The sequence below is a fragment of the Serratia sp. UGAL515B_01 genome (assembly GCF_033095805.1).
GTDB lineage: Bacteria > Pseudomonadota > Gammaproteobacteria > Enterobacterales > Enterobacteriaceae > Chania.
The window spans coordinates 919,250-937,563 of record NZ_CP109901.1 but is presented as its reverse complement, the minus strand read 5'-3'; the positions used below and the strand labels follow the sequence as shown (position 1 = coordinate 937,563).

General features: G+C 51.7%; 17 protein-coding genes. 3 read left to right on the top strand and 14 right to left on the bottom strand.

Features of this window, described 5'->3' with window-relative positions:
• Nucleotides 1-28 precede the first annotated feature (28 nt).
• Together OK023_RS04405 and argO are read right to left on the bottom strand one after the other, a co-directional pair.
• Entirely contained in the window at nt 29-760 is a 732-nt protein-coding gene (locus OK023_RS04405) for an oxidative stress defense protein (RefSeq protein WP_317695194.1), read from the bottom strand.
• Between the two features lie 83 nt (nt 761-843).
• Entirely contained in the window at nt 844-1,461 is a 618-nt protein-coding gene (gene argO / locus OK023_RS04400) for an arginine exporter ArgO (RefSeq protein WP_317695192.1), read from the bottom strand.
• Nucleotides 1,462-1,625: 164 nt separating this feature from the next.
• Between argO and OK023_RS04395 the strand changes: the two genes are divergently transcribed.
• Nucleotides 1,626-1,754 carry a hypothetical protein gene (locus tag OK023_RS04395; RefSeq protein WP_411569389.1) on the top strand — a complete coding sequence of 43 codons (129 nt, stop codon included), beginning with the start codon at nt 1,626-1,628 and terminating at the stop codon, nt 1,752-1,754.
• 399 nt (nt 1,755-2,153) lie between these two features.
• Here OK023_RS04395 and mscS read toward each other — a convergent pair whose 3' ends face one another.
• The 4 genes from mscS to epd form a co-directional block, all read right to left on the bottom strand.
• Nucleotides 2,154-3,020, bottom strand: a complete 867-nt coding sequence (gene mscS, locus OK023_RS04390; RefSeq protein WP_317695190.1) for a small-conductance mechanosensitive channel MscS — start codon at nt 3,018-3,020, stop codon at nt 2,154-2,156.
• A 430-nt stretch (nt 3,021-3,450) separates the two neighbouring features.
• Nucleotides 3,451-4,530, bottom strand: a complete 1,080-nt coding sequence (fbaA, locus tag OK023_RS04385) for a class II fructose-bisphosphate aldolase (RefSeq protein WP_317695188.1) — start codon at nt 4,528-4,530, stop codon at nt 3,451-3,453.
• Between the two features lie 162 nt (nt 4,531-4,692).
• Entirely contained in the window at nt 4,693-5,856 is a 1,164-nt protein-coding gene (pgk, locus tag OK023_RS04380) for a phosphoglycerate kinase (protein ID WP_317695187.1), read from the bottom strand.
• A gap of 68 nt (nt 5,857-5,924) precedes the next feature.
• A complete protein-coding gene (gene epd, locus OK023_RS04375) occupies nt 5,925-6,941 on the bottom strand; it encodes an erythrose-4-phosphate dehydrogenase (protein ID WP_317695184.1) in 1,017 nt (338 codons plus the stop codon).
• A 482-nt stretch (nt 6,942-7,423) separates the two neighbouring features.
• Between epd and OK023_RS04370 the strand changes: the two genes are divergently transcribed.
• A complete protein-coding gene (locus OK023_RS04370) occupies nt 7,424-7,711 on the top strand; it encodes a putative quinol monooxygenase (RefSeq protein WP_317695182.1) in 288 nt (95 codons plus the stop codon).
• A gap of 100 nt (nt 7,712-7,811) precedes the next feature.
• Here OK023_RS04370 and tkt read toward each other — a convergent pair whose 3' ends face one another.
• Nucleotides 7,812-9,806, bottom strand: coding sequence for a transketolase (gene tkt / locus OK023_RS04365; protein ID WP_317695180.1), 1,995 nt, complete (start codon nt 9,804-9,806; stop codon nt 7,812-7,814).
• A 238-nt stretch (nt 9,807-10,044) separates the two neighbouring features.
• Here tkt and OK023_RS04360 point away from each other — a divergent pair, with 238 nt between their 5' ends.
• Entirely contained in the window at nt 10,045-10,797 is a 753-nt protein-coding gene (locus OK023_RS04360; protein ID WP_317695178.1) for a M48 family metallopeptidase, read from the top strand.
• Nucleotides 10,798-10,848: 51 nt separating this feature from the next.
• Here OK023_RS04360 and OK023_RS04355 read toward each other — a convergent pair whose 3' ends face one another.
• The 7 genes from OK023_RS04355 to OK023_RS04325 all read right to left on the bottom strand — a co-directional run bounded on the left by OK023_RS04355 (nt 10,849) and on the right by OK023_RS04325 (nt 18,309).
• The gene (locus OK023_RS04355) at nt 10,849-12,486 is read right to left on the bottom strand and encodes a thiamine pyrophosphate-binding protein (RefSeq protein ID WP_317695174.1); all 1,638 of its coding nucleotides are present in this window, start codon (nt 12,484-12,486) and stop codon (nt 10,849-10,851) included.
• A gap of 113 nt (nt 12,487-12,599) precedes the next feature.
• Entirely contained in the window at nt 12,600-14,069 is a 1,470-nt protein-coding gene (locus tag OK023_RS04350) for an aldehyde dehydrogenase (protein WP_317695172.1), read from the bottom strand.
• A gap of 16 nt (nt 14,070-14,085) precedes the next feature.
• Nucleotides 14,086-14,880: an aspartate dehydrogenase gene (locus OK023_RS04345; RefSeq protein WP_317695170.1), complete on the bottom strand. Its 795-nt coding sequence runs from the start codon at nt 14,878-14,880 to the stop codon at nt 14,086-14,088.
• Nucleotides 14,881-14,892: 12 nt separating this feature from the next.
• On the bottom strand, nt 14,893-15,687 hold the full coding sequence (locus tag OK023_RS04340) for an SDR family oxidoreductase (protein ID WP_317695168.1): 795 nt from the start codon (nt 15,685-15,687) through the stop codon (nt 14,893-14,895).
• Nucleotides 15,684-16,502 carry an alpha/beta hydrolase gene (locus OK023_RS04335; protein ID WP_317695166.1) on the bottom strand — a complete coding sequence of 273 codons (819 nt, stop codon included), beginning with the start codon at nt 16,500-16,502 and terminating at the stop codon, nt 15,684-15,686. The genes OK023_RS04340 and OK023_RS04335 overlap by 4 nt, the downstream gene beginning before the upstream one ends.
• Nucleotides 16,502-17,026 carry a cupin domain-containing protein gene (locus tag OK023_RS04330; RefSeq protein ID WP_317695164.1) on the bottom strand — a complete coding sequence of 175 codons (525 nt, stop codon included), beginning with the start codon at nt 17,024-17,026 and terminating at the stop codon, nt 16,502-16,504. Before OK023_RS04330 ends, OK023_RS04335 begins: the two co-directional genes overlap by 1 nt.
• Before the next feature lie 20 nt (nt 17,027-17,046).
• Nucleotides 17,047-18,309, bottom strand: a complete 1,263-nt coding sequence (locus OK023_RS04325) for an MFS transporter (protein WP_411569388.1) — start codon at nt 18,307-18,309, stop codon at nt 17,047-17,049.
• Between the last annotated feature and the right edge of the window lie 5 nt (nt 18,310-18,314).

Sequence of the window (18,314 nt, the reverse complement as noted above, 5' to 3'; positions counted from 1 at the left end):
CGCACTAGGGCGCCCTGATATGAGACTATTAAGGCGCGGCGTTAGGCCGTAACTCAAACACTACATCGACCTGATCATCGAAGTGGATGCTTTGTTGCTCGTAAGTTTGAGCAGCGTCGGCTTCCGGCGCAGCAGAGGCCACTTTAAACATACGTGCGACCGGCATTGGCTGAGGGTTGGAAACCTGATAACGGACGCTGTAGACCGAACCAAGTTTAGCGTTGAAACCTTTTGCTAGCGAGGCGGCTTGCTGGGTGGCGTTTTCAATCGCTTTCTGGCGCGCTTGCGCACGATAAACGTCTGGATTTGCCACGCCGAGTTCGACTGCGCGGATCTCATTAAGGCCAGATTTTAAGGCCTCGTCCAACAGTGCATTCAGCTTATCCAACTGACGCACTGTTACCTCAACCTGGCGGACTGCACGATAGCCCTTCAGCACAGACTCACCGGTTTTCAGGTAGTCATATTCTGTTTGGGTGCGCAGATTTGCCGCATTGATATCTTTCTTCTCAATGCCGTTTTTTTGCAAGAAATTGGCATATTGCGCTATGCGCTCATCAACCTGTTTTTTTGCCTGCGCTGCATCTTTCGATGAAACGCTGACTTCAATCGCTAACTGGGCCATATCTGGTATGGCATCCACGCTAGCCGTGCCGGAGGTCACCACGTGTGGTCCTTCCGGTAATTCTGCCGCCTGCAGCGTCAAGGGTAACGACCCTAACCCAATCATAGTGACAAGAGCCAATGTGTTTAGTTTCACGGTATCTCCTTGAGTGACTGGTTATATAGCCTATGAAGCTAACACATAAGGAAACGCTTTAAATTCGGATTCGTGAAAAATCTTTATAGATTGACACCATGCCAGGCTAATTGCAGCGCAATTGTCCACATCACCACACCAACCAGTACGTTAATAATACGTTGTGCCGTCGGAGTTTTCAGCCATGGGGCCAGCCAGGAAGCTAATAGCGCCAAAGCAAAAAACCAGATAATTGAAGCACTGAACGCCCCAAGGGCAAACCACGAACGGATTTCTGGTGCCAACTGTCCCCCCAAACTACCGAGTATCACGACGGTATCAAGATAGACATGTGGATTCAGCCAAGTTACTGCAAGCATGGTGACAATAATCCGCCAACGGCTTTGCCTCATCACTAGCGCCGCTGCCATTGTCCGATGTTTATTATAAGCGCTACGAAAAGCCCCCCACCCATACCACAGCAAGAAAACCACTCCCCCCCATGTCACCAGCGTTAACAGCAACGCAGAACGGCCTAGTAAAGCACTGCCACCAAAAATACCGATACAAATTAATAAAATGTCACTCAGCGCACACAACGATGCGGTCATCAAATGGTATTGACGGTGGACCCCCTGATTCATCACAAATACGTTTTGTGGGCCAAGGGGTAAGATCATTGCGGCACTCAAGGCAAAGCCTTGTAAATAAACGGATAACATGGTGTTCTCTTTGTGTGAAAGTGCTGAAACAGCAGCAAGTATGGTTCAACTCGCGCATCATACGAAGATAACATTATTAGTTGAAATTGATATTTCTAATAGAGCATTAAAAATATTGATGATTAATCATAACGACAAGTCACAGCTCATGAGGTTGGGATCAAGTGGTTAAATGCACCCAAGAAGAAGCAGAGAAAATCAAAGTCACCATCAACAGCACGTTAATCTATCCTCCAAAAGCGGAGCGAGAAGCTGCCTTTGCTGCTGCCGAGCCGTTAACTCCTCTTGTTTAAGTCCCTTGTCGCTGATAGTCAAGCAAGGCCCTCTTTTTTAGACCGAGTTTAATACACAATGCCTTCGGCTATGTAAAACCAGGGTTAGGGTAATTGCTGTAAACCTATCAACGAAGTGCAGCTTAATGAAACAACGGTGAGCAAAAATCATAGGACACCGGGTAGAGAAACGCCGTATAGATTATGATACGCCATAGCGCAGTAAAAAGAGTCAGCGGCCGTCTGATATGCCAGAGGCCGCTGTGCAAAAGGCTAGCTCTTAGCTCCCTGCACGGAGAAGTTCAACCTGTCACTGAAAAATGCAAGATGTTGAGCTACTGAAATAAACACCAGGTTCCCTGCCTTAGCATCTGAACAAAAAACAGCTTTCTTAGAAGAACATCTGATTGCAAGGCTCAATTATTCAGCCTGCTCAGCCGATTTCGCCACATGACGAACATGAACATCCATCTGCGGGTAAGGGATACCGATATTATGAACATCTAGCTGGCGTTTAAAGTTTTCCATCAGGTCAAAATAGACGTTCCAGTATTCAGCATTAGTAGTCCAAGAACGGGTTACAAAATTCAGTGAGGAAGGTGCCATTTCATTCAGGCGTACGGTTACTCCCTTGTCGTGCATGATCCGTTGATCTGCTGCGATCACATCGCCCAGCACTTTCTTGACCAGATCAATATCGGCATCATAAGCAACACCAACCTGAATATCCACGCGACGGTTAGGTTCACGAGAATAGTTGATAATGTTGCCCGAAATAATTTTACCATTGGGTACTACAATGGTTTTGTTATCTGCGGTACGCAACGTGGTGGAAAAAATTTGTACCTGATCGACCGTTCCGGCAACGCCCCCCAAATCGACATACTCACCTGCACGTAGTGGCCGGAAAGCGACCAGCAACACGCCAGCAGCAAAGTTGGACAACGAACCTTGTAACGCCAAGCCCACAGCCAAACCTGCAGCACCCAGTACGGCAATTACCGAGGTTGTCTGTACTCCAAGACGCCCAAGCACCGCGATAAAGGTAAATGCCAGAATGCTATAACGTGCCATCGCCGCCAGAAAATCAGCAACGGTCGCATCAATATCACGCAGTTTCATTACGCGATTAAGCGCATTACCGACAAAACGAGCAATGACCGAACCGATAATTAAAATAACGATCGCGGCAACAACATTTACCGCATATTGGATCAACATATCCTGATGGTTTATCACCCAGTTACTGGCTTCATTAATACTTTCTACTACGTTGAGATCTTTCATTCTGACTTCCTACTTTAAATCCCTCTAAAGGGAAAATGGGCAAAATATGCTGATGAAACAGCGGCAGTATGCAAACCGCTGTTTAAGGGTAACCAACATTTGGTAAGGCCGCCAACTGCTAAAAGCTAAAAAAACAATAATTCAGACAACAGAGCAGAAATACGGTCCCATAGCGGTAAAATCGAGTTATTTCTACAGCCCTTGACGTCACAGAGCGATGAATCAAGCACCATGTTCCTGCACTGCGTTGGTTCCTAGTAAAACGTTATAGGTGATTAAAATTATTTAAAATCAGATTGTTGGTATTTATCTTTCGTTCAATTGTCGTTACTGCCAATTCGTAGGTATCAACATCTACCGATGCTGTTACTCAGAGAAATAAAAAGGCCCCAAAAGGGGCCTGAAAACAGAAATACAGGAGAAAGAAAGATTACAGAACGTCTATGGCGTTCAGTTCTTTAAAGGCCAATTCCAGACGGGTAATCATAGAAGTCTGGGCAGCACGCAGCCATACTCGTGGATCGTAGTATTTCTTGTTTGGCTTATCAGTGCCTTCCGGGTTGCCCAGTTGGCCCTGCAGGTAGCCTTCGTTCTTTTTGTAGTAATTCAGAATCCCATCCCAAGTTGCCCATTGGGTGTCGGTATCGATGTTCATTTTGACTACACCGTAACTAACCGCTTCTTTGATTTCAGCAGCACTGGAACCTGAACCACCGTGGAACACAAAGTTCAGCGCATTGTGCGGCAGGTTATGTTTCTTGGAAACATAGTCCTGAGAATCACGCAGAATAGTTGGGGTCAGTTTAACGTTACCAGGCTTGTACACACCATGCACGTTTCCGAAAGAAGCGGCTATAGTGAAACGCGGGCTGATAGCGTTCAGTTTTTCGTAAGCGTAATCAACATCCTGCGGCTGAGTATACAGCGCAGAAGCGTCCATGTGGCTGTTGTCCACACCATCTTCTTCACCACCAGTACAGCCCAGCTCGATTTCCAGTGTCATACCGATTTTCGCCATGCGAGTCAGATATTTGCTACAAATCTCGATATTTTCTTCCAGTGACTCCTCAGACAAATCAATCATGTGTGAAGAGAACAGTGGCTTACCGGTTGCTGCAAAATGTTTCTCTCCTGCATCCAGCAAACCATCCAGCCATGGCAGCAATTTCTTCGCACAGTGGTCAGTGTGCAGGATCACAGGCACACCATAATGTTCAGCCATCTGATGAACGTGGTGTGCACCAGAGATTGCACCCAAGATAGCAGCACCTTGCGGAAGGTCAGTTTTGATACCTTTACCTGCAATAAACGCAGCACCACCGTTAGAGAACTGAACGATAACCGGAGCACGCACCTTGGCAGCCGTTTCCAGCACAGCGTTGATGGAATCTGTACCCACGCAGTTTACTGCTGGCAGAGCAAAGTTGTTCTCTTTAGCGATTGCGAATACTTTCTGAACGTCATCACCAGTGATGACCCCCGGTTTTACGAAATCGAAAATTTTAGACATGTAGATTTATCCTGTTTCGTTGGCCGAATATACCCATCGCCTTCCAGAATGCCGCGTGAAAACTGGCGGGTAACGATGGATGAATATTGGTTTTCCCCATGCAGCATTAGGCAACAAGGGATAAACAAACGGGCGGCTTTCGCCCCCCGCCCGTTGTCTGAATTACTTCTTGGCACGCTCTTCCAGCATCACGACTGCTGGCAGTTGCTTCCCTTCGACAAACTCCAGGAACGCACCACCACCGGTTGAGATATAGGAGATCTTGTCAGCAATACCGAACAGATCGATGGCTGCCAGCGTGTCGCCACCGCCTGCAATAGAGAAGGCGTCACTATCAGCGATAGCACGGGCAACAATTTCAGTCCCCTTACGGAAATTAGGGAACTCGAATACGCCAACCGGGCCATTCCATAGGATGGTTTTGGCGTCTTTCAGGATCTTGGCCAAACGCTCGGCAGAAGCATCACCCAGATCCAAAATTTGTTCGTTGTCTTTGATTTCATTGGCTGGTTTCAGCGTTGCGGTAGCGGTTTCAGAGAACTCGGTAGCGACACGAACATCGGTTGGAACCGGAATATCACAGGTTTCGAGCAACTTTTTCGCTTCAGGGATCAGATCGGCTTCGTACAGGGATTTACCTACGTTATTGCCTTGAGCCGCCACGAAGGTGTTGGCAATCCCCCCCCCCACAATCAACTGGTCAGCAATCTTGGAGAGAGAATCCAGAACGGTCAGTTTGGTAGAAACTTTAGAGCCGCCCACGATCGCCACCATCGGACGAGCAGGTTTACCCAGTGCTTTACCCAATGCTTCCAGTTCGGCAGACAACAGCGGACCCGCACAGGCAACGGGTGCAAACTTACCCACACCGTGGGTAGAAGCCTGCGCACGGTGTGCAGTACCAAAAGCGTCCATCACATACACGTCACACAACGCCGCATATTTCTTAGACAGCGTTTCGTCATCTTTTTTCTCGCCTTTGTTGAAGCGGACGTTTTCCAAAACAACCAGTTCACCTTCTGCGACCTCAACACCATCCAGATAGTCCTTCGCCAGACGTACCGGGGACTTCATATGCTCTTTCAGGTAGTTAACCACTGGCAACAGAGAATATTCTTCATTGTACTCGCCTTCGGTAGGGCGGCCCAGATGGGACGTTACCATAACGCGGGCACCTTGCTTTAACGCGGCTTCGATAGTCGGCAGGGAAGCACGGATACGTGCATCGGAAGTCACTTTACCGTCTTTTACTGGAACGTTCAGATCGGAACGGATCAGAACACGTTTACCTGCCAGATCCAGATCGGTCATCTTAATTACAGACATGGTGAACCCTCTTTGTTGATTCTCTATAAAGTTGCCTGGAAGGCGCATCAATACAAGACCGATGCCGCCTAAAAACCGCTTGCGGCCATTGCCTTTGTTGTATCCAACATCCTGTTGGCAAAGCCCCATTCGTTATCGCACCAGACCAGGGTCTTTATCAGGTGCTGTCCACTAACCCGGGTTTGCGTTCCATCGACGATGGCGCTATGCGGGTCATGGTTAAAATCTATCGAGACTAATGGTAGTTCCGTGTAGTCAACTATACCATGAAATGATCCCAGTGCGGCCTTTTGCAATAGCTGGTTAACCTGTGACACCAACACGTTGGCGCTCACGCTGACGCTGAGATCGATAGCAGTCACATTGATGGTCGGTACACGCACAGAAATTGCTTCAAAACGATCGCAGAACTGTGGAAAGATACGTGTAATACCGGCCGCCAGTTTGGTATCAACAGGAATAATCGACTGGCTCGCCGCACGAGTACGCCGTAAATCCTGGTGATAAGCATCAATCACTGGTTGATCGTTCATTGAGGAGTGGATGGTCGTCACCGTGCCAAATTCAATACCGAAAGCATCATCAAGCAGCTTGATAATCGGAATAATACAGTTGGTGGTACAGGACGCATTCGACACAATTCGGTGTTCCCCCCTCAGTGTCTGGTGATTGACACCAAACACGATGGTAGCATCCAAATCGTTGCCACCCGGGTGAGCAAATAGCACCTTTTTGGCACCCGCAGCCAGATGGGCTTCACCATCAGCTCTGCTTCCATAAACACCGCTGCAGTCCAACACCACGTCCACCCCCAGCTCATCCCACGGTAAGTGTTCTAATGCGGGCTGGTGCAGTAGCCGTATGTTGTCATCACCCACGGAGAGAACATCCCCTTCCTGATGAACATTCCATGCAAAACGGCCATGACTTGAGTCGTACTTAAGCAGGTGTGCCATCCCATTAGCATTTGCCAGTTCGTTGATGGCGACAACGGAAATTTCGGTGTGTCGTCCCGATTCATACAATGCGCGTAAAACGCTACGGCCGATGCGGCCAAAACCGTTTATCGCTATGCGGATTACCATGTTACTTCCCTGACAGTGGGCCTTCCCTACCGGTGATGTTCCACCTCAAGGAGACACGGAGTGGTTATCATTACCCACACAGAGTACTTTAGCCAACCGCCTGCTGTGAATCGTCGTTTTGTATTATTGCTCAAACCCTGTGGCTCATCGAGACCACTCGCTCAAGGCGTTCAGTTGTGTGCAACGCAAACTGAAACGCTTCAGCCGAGCATAAACCAAAGTATTGCCAAAAGGAACAGATGCGACAAAGAGCCTGTCAAGTCAGCGTTATTTTGCAAAAATAAAATGATCTAGCGCACGTTTTGATTCCCTTTTCCAATAGCAGAAGGCACTCAAAGTGCTTGCTGCCAACAATAAGCTCCCCATAATGGAATCAGCATTCTCAGGATAAATCGCTTACCAAAACCCAGTGACCAGGCTGAAGGAATGGGGAACCACACTGCGATTTGAAAGATAACCAGGATACATAACAAGGAGCTAAAATGAGTGAAGTCAAAGTAGTTGCCCTGATCAAAGCCATCCCAGCACACCATGCCGCGGTAGATAAAGCCGTGCGCGCAATGGTTGCACCAAGCCGTTCTGAACCAGGCTGCATACAATACGACCTACACGAAGAGCAGGGGCACCCGGGTAGCTTTGTGTTTATCGAACGCTGGGCTTCTGAACAAGCGCTGAAAGAGCATATGGCAATGCCTTACCACGATGCACTCTTGGCCGAACTGGAAGGAAAGCTGGTCAGTCTGGAGGTGAAAAAACTGATTCAGTTGTAACCAGATAGGATAAGGGGCGAAAATATTCGCCCCTTAGGTCCCTTAATCGTCCGCGAACACAGCTGTCAATTAAGAGGTACCGCCCAATAACCGTTGATGGTTATTTCAGCAACGCTTTGGCCTTGGCCACCACGTTATCAGCAGTAAAACCAAACTCTTTGAACAGCTGTTCTGCAGGTGCAGACTCACCGAAAGTCGTCATACCCACAATGGCACCGTTCAAGCCGACATACTTGTACCAGTAATCTGCAATACCGGCTTCTACTGCCACACGAGCCGTCACGGCAGCAGGCAATACAGACTCACGGTAGGCAGCGTCCTGCTTGTCGAACGCATCAGTAGACGGCATAGAAACTACACGAACTTTACGCCCTTCAGCGCTCAGTTTGTCGGCCGCTTCCACGGTAATCCCCACTTCTGATCCGGTAGCAATCAGGATAACTTCAGGCATACCCACGCAATCTTTCAGCACATAACCACCGCGATAAGCGTTTGCCAACTGTTCAGCGGTACGCGGTTGCTGAGTCAGGTTCTGACGGGAGAACACCAACGTAGTCGGGCCATCGTTGCGCTCAATGCCATATTGCCAGGCGATAGCAGACTCCACCTGGTCACAAGGGCGCCAGGTACTCATGTTCGGCGTCACACGTAGGCTTGCCAACTGCTCTACCGGTTGGTGCGTCGGGCCATCTTCACCCAAACCGATAGAATCGTGGGTGTAAACAAACAGGTTGCGGATTTTCATCAGCGCAGCCATACGCACCGCATTACGGGCATATTCCACAAACATCAGGAAGGTGGCGGAGTAAGGCAGGAAACCACCGTGCAACGCGATACCATTGGTGATAGCGGTCATGCCGAACTCACGCACACCGTAGTGAATATAGTTGCCTGCCTGGTCATCGCCTAGAGATTTGGAACCAGACCACATCGTCAGGTTGCTCGGTGCCAGGTCGGCAGAGCCACCGAGGAATTCCGGCAGGATTTTTCCGAAGGCTTCCAACGTGTTTTGAGACGCTTTACGGCTGGCGATATTGGCCGGGTTAGCCTGTAATTGCTCAACGAATTTCTTGGCTTCAGCTTGCCAGTTAGCAGGCAATTCACCGTTAATACGGCGTTTGAACTCGGCAGCCAATTCTGGGAAAGCTTTGGTGTAGGCGGCCAGTTTTTCGTTCCAGGCGGCTTCTTTGGCTTTACCCGCCTCTTTAGCATCCCACTGCGCGTAAATGTCTTGTGGGATTTCAAACGCGGCGTATTTCCAGCCCAAAGCTTCACGGGTGGCAGCCACTTCCGCTACCCCCAATGGTGCACCATGCGAGTCATGGGTACCGGCCTTGTGCGGTGAGCCAAAACCAATCACGGTCTTGCACATCAACAGAGAAGGCTTGTCAGTCACTTTGTGCGCTTCTTCGATCGCAGCCTTGATGGACTCGCTGTTGTGCCCATCAACGCCACGTACCACGTGCCAGCCATAAGCTTCGAAACGTTTGGCGGTATCATCGGTAAACCAGCCTTCAACGTGACCATCGATAGAGATGCCGTTGTCATCGTAGAATGCCGTCAGTTTGCCCAACTTCATGGTACCCGCCAGCGAACAGGCTTCGTGGGAAATACCTTCCATCATGCAACCATCCCCCATAAAGGCATAGGTGTGATGGTCGACAATTTCGTGCCCTGGGCGGTTGAACTGTGCCGCCAGAGTACGTTCGGCAATGGCAAAGCCGATAGCGTTGGCGATCCCCTGACCCAGTGGGCCTGTGGTGGTTTCTACACCGGGGGTATAACCATATTCCGGATGCCCCGGGGTTTTAGAGTGCAGCTGGCGGAAGTTCTCCAGCTCACTCATCGGCAGGTCGTAGCCAGTAAGGTGCAACAGGCTGTAGATCAACATAGAGCCATGACCGTTAGACAAGACGAAGCGGTCGCGGTCAGCCCAGTGTGGGTTGGTAGGGTTGTGGTTGAGGTAATCACGCCACAGGACTTCGGCGATATCGGCCATGCCCATAGGGGCACCCGGATGGCCAGAATTGGCTTTTTGTACGGCATCCATGCTAAGTGCACGAATAGCGTTGGCAAGCTCTTTACGAGAGGACATGTTTTACTCCAGGTCGGATTAATAAAGCAGTCAAGTTTTCTATTTTCTCAGACTCAGCATTAAAACGGCAATCCCTAATGCCAAATGCGAGCAAGTTCACAACTTGTTAGCACGTTCGGTCACTTTTCAGAATAACTTCGATTTCGCCAAGACGTGGCTTACACTATCATGCAAACCGACGTTAACGTCGACATTCCATATCATAAAAGAATTTTGAATATCACAGGATGATAGCTTTATGAAGTTACGTACCTCTTTAATGGCATTAGGTATTTCTGCTCTATTGAGTGGTTGCCAAACCCTTAACACCGATGCACTAATGCAGTCAGGGGCACAGGCATTCCAGGCGGCAACACTGAGCAACGACGACGTCAAAGCACTGAGTGATAAATCCTGCGTAGAGATGGACAGTAATTCACAAATCGCACCGGCAAACAGCATCTATGTGCAGCGGCTGAACAAGATCGCCGCAGCATTGGGCGACAATATCGATGGTACCCCGGCAAACTACAAGGTTTACCTGACAAACGACGTCAATGCATGGGCGATGGCCAACGGCTGTATTCGCGTTTACAGCGGCCTGATGGACATAATGAACGACAACGAGGTGGAAGGCGTACTGGGGCATGAAATGGGTCACGTCGCATTGGGCCACACCCGTAAAGCAATGCAGGTGGCTTATGGCACCGTTGCATTGAGAACTGCGGTCTCTTCAGCCGGAGGGATCGTGGGTTCACTCTCTCAGTCACAATTGGCTGATATGGGAGAAAAACTGGTCAATGCTCAGTTCTCGCAGAAGCAAGAACGTGAAGCAGACGATTTTTCGTTCGACCTGCTGAGAAAACGCGGCCTGGACCCTAACGGTCTAATAACCAGCTTCGAAAAATTGAGCAAATTGGAAGCCGGTCGCAAAAGCAGCATGTTTGACAACCACCCGGCTTCCGAGGAACGTGCACAACATATCCGTGAACGTATCGCGGCAGGCAAATAAAAGATCGAAGGGGCGCAACATACTGCGCCCCCTTGTTCACTGCAACGACACTCAATACAACTTCTGTGGTGGCCCGGCAAAGGTCAACGGCCCGACACTCTTCATATCCACTTCCACTACCGAAGGCCCCGGATAGTTGATCGCCTCTGCCAATACCCCGTTAAACTGCGCCGCATCACTGACTTTCCAGGCTTTCATCCCCATAGCCTCTGCGACCAGACAGAATGCTGGTGCATGTAATTCGTTATAGTATTGACGCCCACCGAAATACTTGTCCTGAATACCACGCATCACCCCATAACCACCGTCATTCATGATCAGCAACGTGATATTGGCCTGTTCTTGTGCCATGGTAGCCAGTTCCCCCAACCCCAACGCCAGACCACCATCGCCAACCAAACCAACAACTTTACGCTGTGGATTGGCAATCGCAGTCCCGATCGCCATTGGCAGCCCCATGCCGATCGCCCCAGCCAGAGAGTGAATATTGCACAAAGGCGATGTTGCGCGGAATAGACGGCTACCCCAGACGCTGCCAGAAACCGTAATATCCCGCACCAACAAACCATCATGCGGTAACACAGCGGCGATGGCATCGTTGAGTTTGGCATACTCACCAGACTGTTGGCGCAAGGCAGTTTCGGCCTGCTGTACCGCGCGAGCAATCTCAGCATCCCATTCAGCATTCACTTTCTCGCCCGGTGTCAAACGTGCTGCCAACGCCTTGAGCAATGCCGCGCAGTCACCGTTAACCTGTTCATCCGCCAAATAGTTACGGTTGGCGGCAGCGAGATCGATATCAATCTGTACCAAAGGACGCGGCAGTGGCAGTGTCCAGGTACGTGTCTCGTTGCTGCGCAAGCGAGAGCCGGCCACCAACGTCAGATCGCATCGCGTGAGGATCGTCTCAACGCTGGGTGAATTGTGAAAAGCACGTAGGCTGCGTGGATGACTGTCTGGCAAGATCCCGCGCCCATGGGTACTCGAGATAACCACGACGCCTGCATCAGCCAACTGCCTTACCGCCTCACCGCAGGCCAGCGCCCCCCCCCCTACCCATAGTAATGGCCGCTTGGCACGTTTCAAATGTTGATACAGGCGTTCAACCGTCTCTACGTCCACTGCAGGCAGCGTGGGGGGAGGTATTGCTTGCCCGACAACGCTGGCTGCCACCAAACTACCCTGAATATCAATCGGGATCTCCACCGCGACAGGCCCACAGGGCACCGTCTGTGCGTCCTGAATAGCACGCTGGATCACCGCTACCGCCTGCTCTGGTGAGTTCACCCGATAAGCCCGTTTAGAGCAGGCCCGCAGGAAGCCCAACTGATCTTTGGTTTCATGAATAAATCCGGCATCAGCATCCAGATAGGCTTTCTCGACCTGTCCGGTAATATGCAGCAGCGGCGTATTGGCATTCAGTGCTTCAATCATCGCCCCTACCGCATTTCCCGCTCCGGCACCGGTACTGGTCAGCGCAACGCCCAAGCCAGAAAAACGTCCGTGTGCGTCGGCCATGGTAACGGCACCCGCCTCACCACGCGCCGGTACAAAACGGATTGCCCCTCGTTGCCCAACCGCATCAGCAATCGGCAGATTATGGATCGAGATAATGCCGTACATCGCCGACACATCATACTGTTCCAGAGTTCGGGCTATCGCCTCGCCAACCGTTATTTTTTCGCTCATCGTCTGCCTTCTTAAAGTGTCTTATTTTGTGGGAAGCATTAGGCTGTATCCTTTAACGGCACATGGTATTGTCACAGGGCCGGAACCATTTGCGTGCAGTTAAGCAACATAACCTAGTCACTCCAGCAGTTGGGCTGATTAGTGAGTGACAGGTACAAACTCTTTTGCTGCATATAGGCCTGAATACCATGCAAGCCCTTTTCGCGACCTAATCCACTTTGTTTAAATCCGCCAAACGGCGTAGAAATAGAGAAAGTCTTATAGGTATTGATCCACACGGTGCCGGTTTCCAGCCGCTCTGCCAGCGCCATCGCTCGGGTAAAATCGCGAGTCCAGATACCAGCGGCCAAGCCATAAACCGAATCGTTGGCCTGTTCGACCAACTGTTGTTCATCATCAAACGGCAGAACCACCAGCACCGGGCCAAAGATCTCCTCCTGGCAGGTACGGGCTCGGTTATTCAACCCTTCAATAATGGTTGGCAGGTAGTAGCTGCCCTGCGCCAGTTGTGGTTCAGCGGGGGGTTCTCCCCCTATCAGCACTCGTCCACCTTCCTGCTGCGCCAGCGCCACATAATCTGCCACGCTCTGACGATGTTTGTGGCTAATCAGAGGGCCAAGGTGGACGCCGGGTTCCAACGGATTGCCAATGCGTAATCCCGCGGTCAGTTCACACAGTCTGGCCAACAACGATTGATACAGTGAACGGTGAACAAACAGCCGTGAACCCGCAATACAGGCCTGTCCGGCCGAGCTGAAGATGCCATAGCAGATACCCCGCGCAGCCTGCTCCAGATCGGCATCCTCTAACACAATGGTGGGCGATTTCCCTCCCAACTCCAGCGAGGTAGGGATCAGCTTTTCCGCGGCGATATGTGCCAAATGACGCCCGGTAGAAGTGCCCCCGGTAAAGGAAATCTTTTTCACTAACGGATGACGCACCAGCGCTTCACCGATCACCGACCCCTTGCCCGGTAATACACTGAGTAAACCAGCGGGCAATCCCGCCTGCTCAAACAGCTCAGCCAGTTTAAGCGCCATCAGCGGTGTGGCCTCCGCCGGTTTAAGCACTACGGCATTGCCTGCCGCCAGCGCCGGGGCCACTTTTTGCATTTCACTGGCAATCGGTGAGTTCCACGGCGTAATAGCCGCAATAACGCCCAACGGTTGATACTGACTCAACGTCATCACTTCGCGACTGCGCTGAGTAGGCAGCTCACCTTCCAGTACTTCGCAGGCTGCGGCAAAATAGCGCGCGGTAGCCGCGGCGCTCATCACCAATCCGCGGGTTTCCGCCAGCGGTTTGCCGTTGTCACGCGTTTGCAATTGTGCTAGTGACTCAACCTGTTCAGTAATCAAATCACTGACGCGATGCAGGATCGCCGCACGTTGGTGCGGAACCAACCCGCGCCATGCCTGGGACCGCCAGGCTTTCTCTGCCGCCGCAACGGCGTCATCCACGTCCTGAACGCTGGCTGCCCGCAAGCACGCATTCACGCTGCCATCAGCGGGGAAAACAGAACGCATCTCTTCCCCACGCCCTTCACACCAGCGGCCGGCAAGAAAAATCTTTAACTTTTCCATGCTTTGCTCCTGCCCTTCAGGCAATAAAACCACCGTTAACCAAACTGCGGCAAACTTGTACCGCACTCAGCGCAGCCAGCGTTGACGTTTTCGGGTTACTCGCCAGTGGATTACCACAGAGTTCAAACTGGAATTCACCAAACTGACCGTACACCTGCAAACGATGGGTATTACGTTGGGTATGAGGATCGACCTGTAAGCGAACCCGCGTGGCATCCATTCCCAAGCCGTAGAGCGCAATAGTTGCAGCTACATTGGCATTCGCTGGGAACATACGCGCTGCCTCCCGCGCTGAACCTTCAAAGAACACTTTCGCTTCACTGACGGTATCCAGATCGATCAGCTTTTCCGCTAGACTACCGCGCCAACTGGCAGGGCTTTTGCTGGATTGGTAGGTCACACTTTCCAATCCGCCTTCTCGTGCCGACGCCAAGCCATCCATGCCTGCAACTGCACCAGACAACACAATCAACTCACCGTGGTAACCTGTACAGGCCTGCTGTAGCCGCAGTTGCAACTCGGCATCCGCCAGTGCACCAGTAGAAATCACCGCTAATCGCCAACCGCGTTTGAGAACCGCCTCACCAAACTCCGCAATAGCCTGTTGGCTGGCACATTCCAATACCAGGTCTGGTTCCCCGCTACATTGGTCTGGATGGGTCAATGTCTGTATCCGACCGGCAAAGGTTTGGTTGATCTCGGCATGATACTTTTCACGTGCCAAGATCCAGCCGGCCTCTACACCTTCGGGCAGTCGCGCCAGCACCTCTTTCGCCATCGCGCCGTAACCCATCATCATGATCTTCTTCATTTGTTGATCCTTTCAGAGATGCCGGTTGAAACCACCGGAAACGTCCAGCGCTGCCCCGGTAGTGAAAGAGGCCATGGGCGAGGCGAGAAACAGCAATGCTCGTGCCGGTTCTTGTGGTTTACCCAAGCGCCCCATCGGTATGCCACGCCGTTCGGCGATAGCCGCTGTCCACTGTTCCCAACTTTGCTGTTGGTCCTGACGCTCGGCAAAACGCCGCCGCCATTGGCCCGACTCCACCATGCCCAGCAGAATAGAGTTGACGCGGATCCCCTTGCTAACCAACGTGTTAGACAGCGTCAGCGTCATGTTGAGCAAGGCGGCACGCGCCGCGGAAGTGGCGATCATGTGCTCTTCTGGTTGCAATGCCAGTAGCGAGTTTACGCAGGTGATAGAAGCAATTTCAGAACGTTCCAGCAGAGGTAAAAATGCCTGGACGGGGTTGATCACACCAAACAGTTTGAGCTCGGCCTCATGTAACCAGGCGTCACGCGGCGTTTGCTCAAAATGTGCTACAAAACCCTGGCCAGCGTTGTTGATCAGCATGTCTACCGCGCCAAAACGGCCCTTGACCTGCTCGGCAAACCGAGCAACCTGTTCGGCATCGAGCACGTCACAGGGCAGTGCCAGGATCTCAGCCTGCGGAAACTCCTCACGCAGACTAGCTTCTGCGCTGGCAAGTTTGTCCTGATTGCGCCCGCAGAAAGCCACTTTCGCCCCTTCAGTCAACAGCAGACGCAACGTTTCAAAACCGATCCCCGAGGAGCCCCCGGTGACCACCGCCACCCGCTGCTCAATCTGAAAATTCATGGTTGGATTTCTCCCGTAACATCCTGCAAATAACGGTTAAACACGGCGGGTGCATCGAGGTAGCTGGCATGCCCGGCAGACTCGATCACACGCATCGTTGCGCCCTGTTGTTGTGCCAGTGTTTCAGCCCCCTGCGGCGGTGTAATGCGATCATCGCTACCACACCACACCTGTAATGGCCCCCGATAACTCGCCAGGTAATGACTAATATCATCATTGGCCAACATCCAAGCAGCGCTGAGAAAGCCAAGCGGATTGAGTTGCTGCATTCCACTGCGTACCCAGGCTATATCCTGTTGATCCGCCCCCTCGCGCAGCAACGCCGCCGCACGCTGTTCGCCATATCCTTGCGGGCCCAGCGTTTCGATCATTTGTTTACGTTGGTCATAGACCTGTTGGCGTTTTTCTGGCGTTGCCATGGCGTAGCCCTGTGCCGGATCAGCCAACACCAACCCACTCAATCCCGCTGGATACGCAGCCGCATAGGCACTGCCGATCAATGCCCCCAGCGAATGCCCAACAATCAGCGGCTGCTCCAATTCCAGTTCAGCGATCAGCGCCGCCAGCGCATTGGCATAAGCGGAGGCTTTTGACTCAGCTAGGGGCAACGCCGCACTACCGCCATAGCCGGGTGCATCCCAGGCTATCAGACGATGCCCATTTACCAGGGCACGATCGCTAAACTGCTTCACCCAAGAGGCCGAACCGGAACTGATGCCATGCAGCAGTATCACTGCACGGCCGTACCCGGCTTCGCGCCAACCAAGCCAAAAGCCACTACACTCTTCCTGCTGGCGTTCCGGTAAGGCGTTCATCAGTAACGTTTCACCTTTGAAAGTGGATGATCCGCTGGGTAGGTCGGGGTTTCTGGTTTGGAGGTGCCGAGCATCACGCACATCAGCGCCTCTTCTTCACCATGATTAAACAGACCACGATAAATCCCTGCAGGCACAGAGATCAGATCACGCTCTTTCAGGATAGTTTCGTAATACTCTTCACCATCCTGGATCATCAGCGTGATGCTGCCTCTAAGCATGAAGAACACTTCTTCCACATCGTCATGCAGGTGCAGTGGCCCTTCACATTTGGACGGCAGTACCATGGTAGAGAAGGTAAAATGTTCCGCTGGTACGGTATTGGTATCGTTGACCACGCCGGTCGCCCCGGTGCCGATATAACGCATCTGCGCACGGCGGTATTTCGGATCGTAATCAGCCTGGAACTTCAGCGCATTCCAGTCATATTTACGGCCTTCAAAACGGGCGATACGTGACTCTACCCACTTCTCCATCGATAGCCCCTGCGGCTTGATACCCACTTTATTCTCAACCTGTGACATGTTGTTTCTCCTTCGTTGCATCAATACTTCTTCAGTAACGGCAGCAAAATGGCACAACCGACAAAGGCCACGACCACCAGAAACAGCAAACCGTTATCCATGTTGCCAGTGGCAGCAATCAGCGCTCCCATCAGCACCGGTGCTAAAGCACCGGCAAAATTGCCCAGTCCGTTAAAAATGCCGCCAGCAGTCGCGCTCACCCGGCGACTGGTCGCTTTGGCCAACAGAGCAAAGATATTTGGCGCTCCGGCTCCCCACATAAAGGTGCTGAAAGACATAGCAGCAATGACGCTATACGTACCTTGCAAGTGCAACACGATCCCTAGCCCAATCCCAGCACCACATAGCGAGATAAAGCAGGCCAGCGCACGGCGATCCAGCTTGTCCGATAGCCAGGCACCAACCACTTCCCCAAGTAACATGGCAATAAAAGGCAGTGATGAGAGATAACCCGCATGTTCAAGGTGAATGCCTTTGCCTTTAATCAGATAACTGGGCAACCAGCCATTCATCCCCCACAGGTAGGTCAGAAACGCGACATTGAACAGGCAAATCATCCAGAAATGGGGGGTGCGGAACAGCGCATGGCGCAATTGCCTCCGTTCGGCCACCATCGGTTGCGTGACGGCGCTTTTTTCCGCACGGGCCACATTCAAGTGGCGTAAGCCGAATGTCACTAACAGCATCACCGGCAACGTCAGAAATGCCATAAAGAAGAAAGTGGTTTGCCAGTCAAAACGGCTAAGGATGAAGAGTGTCACTGGAAAACCCAGCGCCGCGCCTATCGGTGTTCCCAGTAACCACATCATGGTGGCACGGGCCTGTAGACGCTGGGGGAAAGCATGGCGGACGATCGCATAAGCTATCGCTATCAGCGGGCCTTCGGCGACGCCTAGCAGAATGCGCAGGGTCATCATGGTGTGATAAGAGCGAGCTAATCCCATCAGTACCATCAGTCCCCCCCACACTACCATCATGCCGATCAACACGTTGACCGGGTTCAGCCGATCGCCAATGCCACTCAACAGCATGGAAGAGAAGCCGTATGAGAACAGAAAAGCACTCATCAAAAGCCCGAGCCGGGTGGGATCAAAACCGATACCCATCGCCTCCTGGAATGCACTGTCAGAAAACAGTGCTGCAATGCTGATTTTGTCGAAAAATGCCAGTAATACGCAGGCAAACAGGGCGATTGGCACCGACCATCGCACGCGGGTTGGCTGATTTTCAGCAACAGCACTCCCCGCCCGAATGCTTTGGGCGTCCATATCTTGCGTAGTCATAAAAC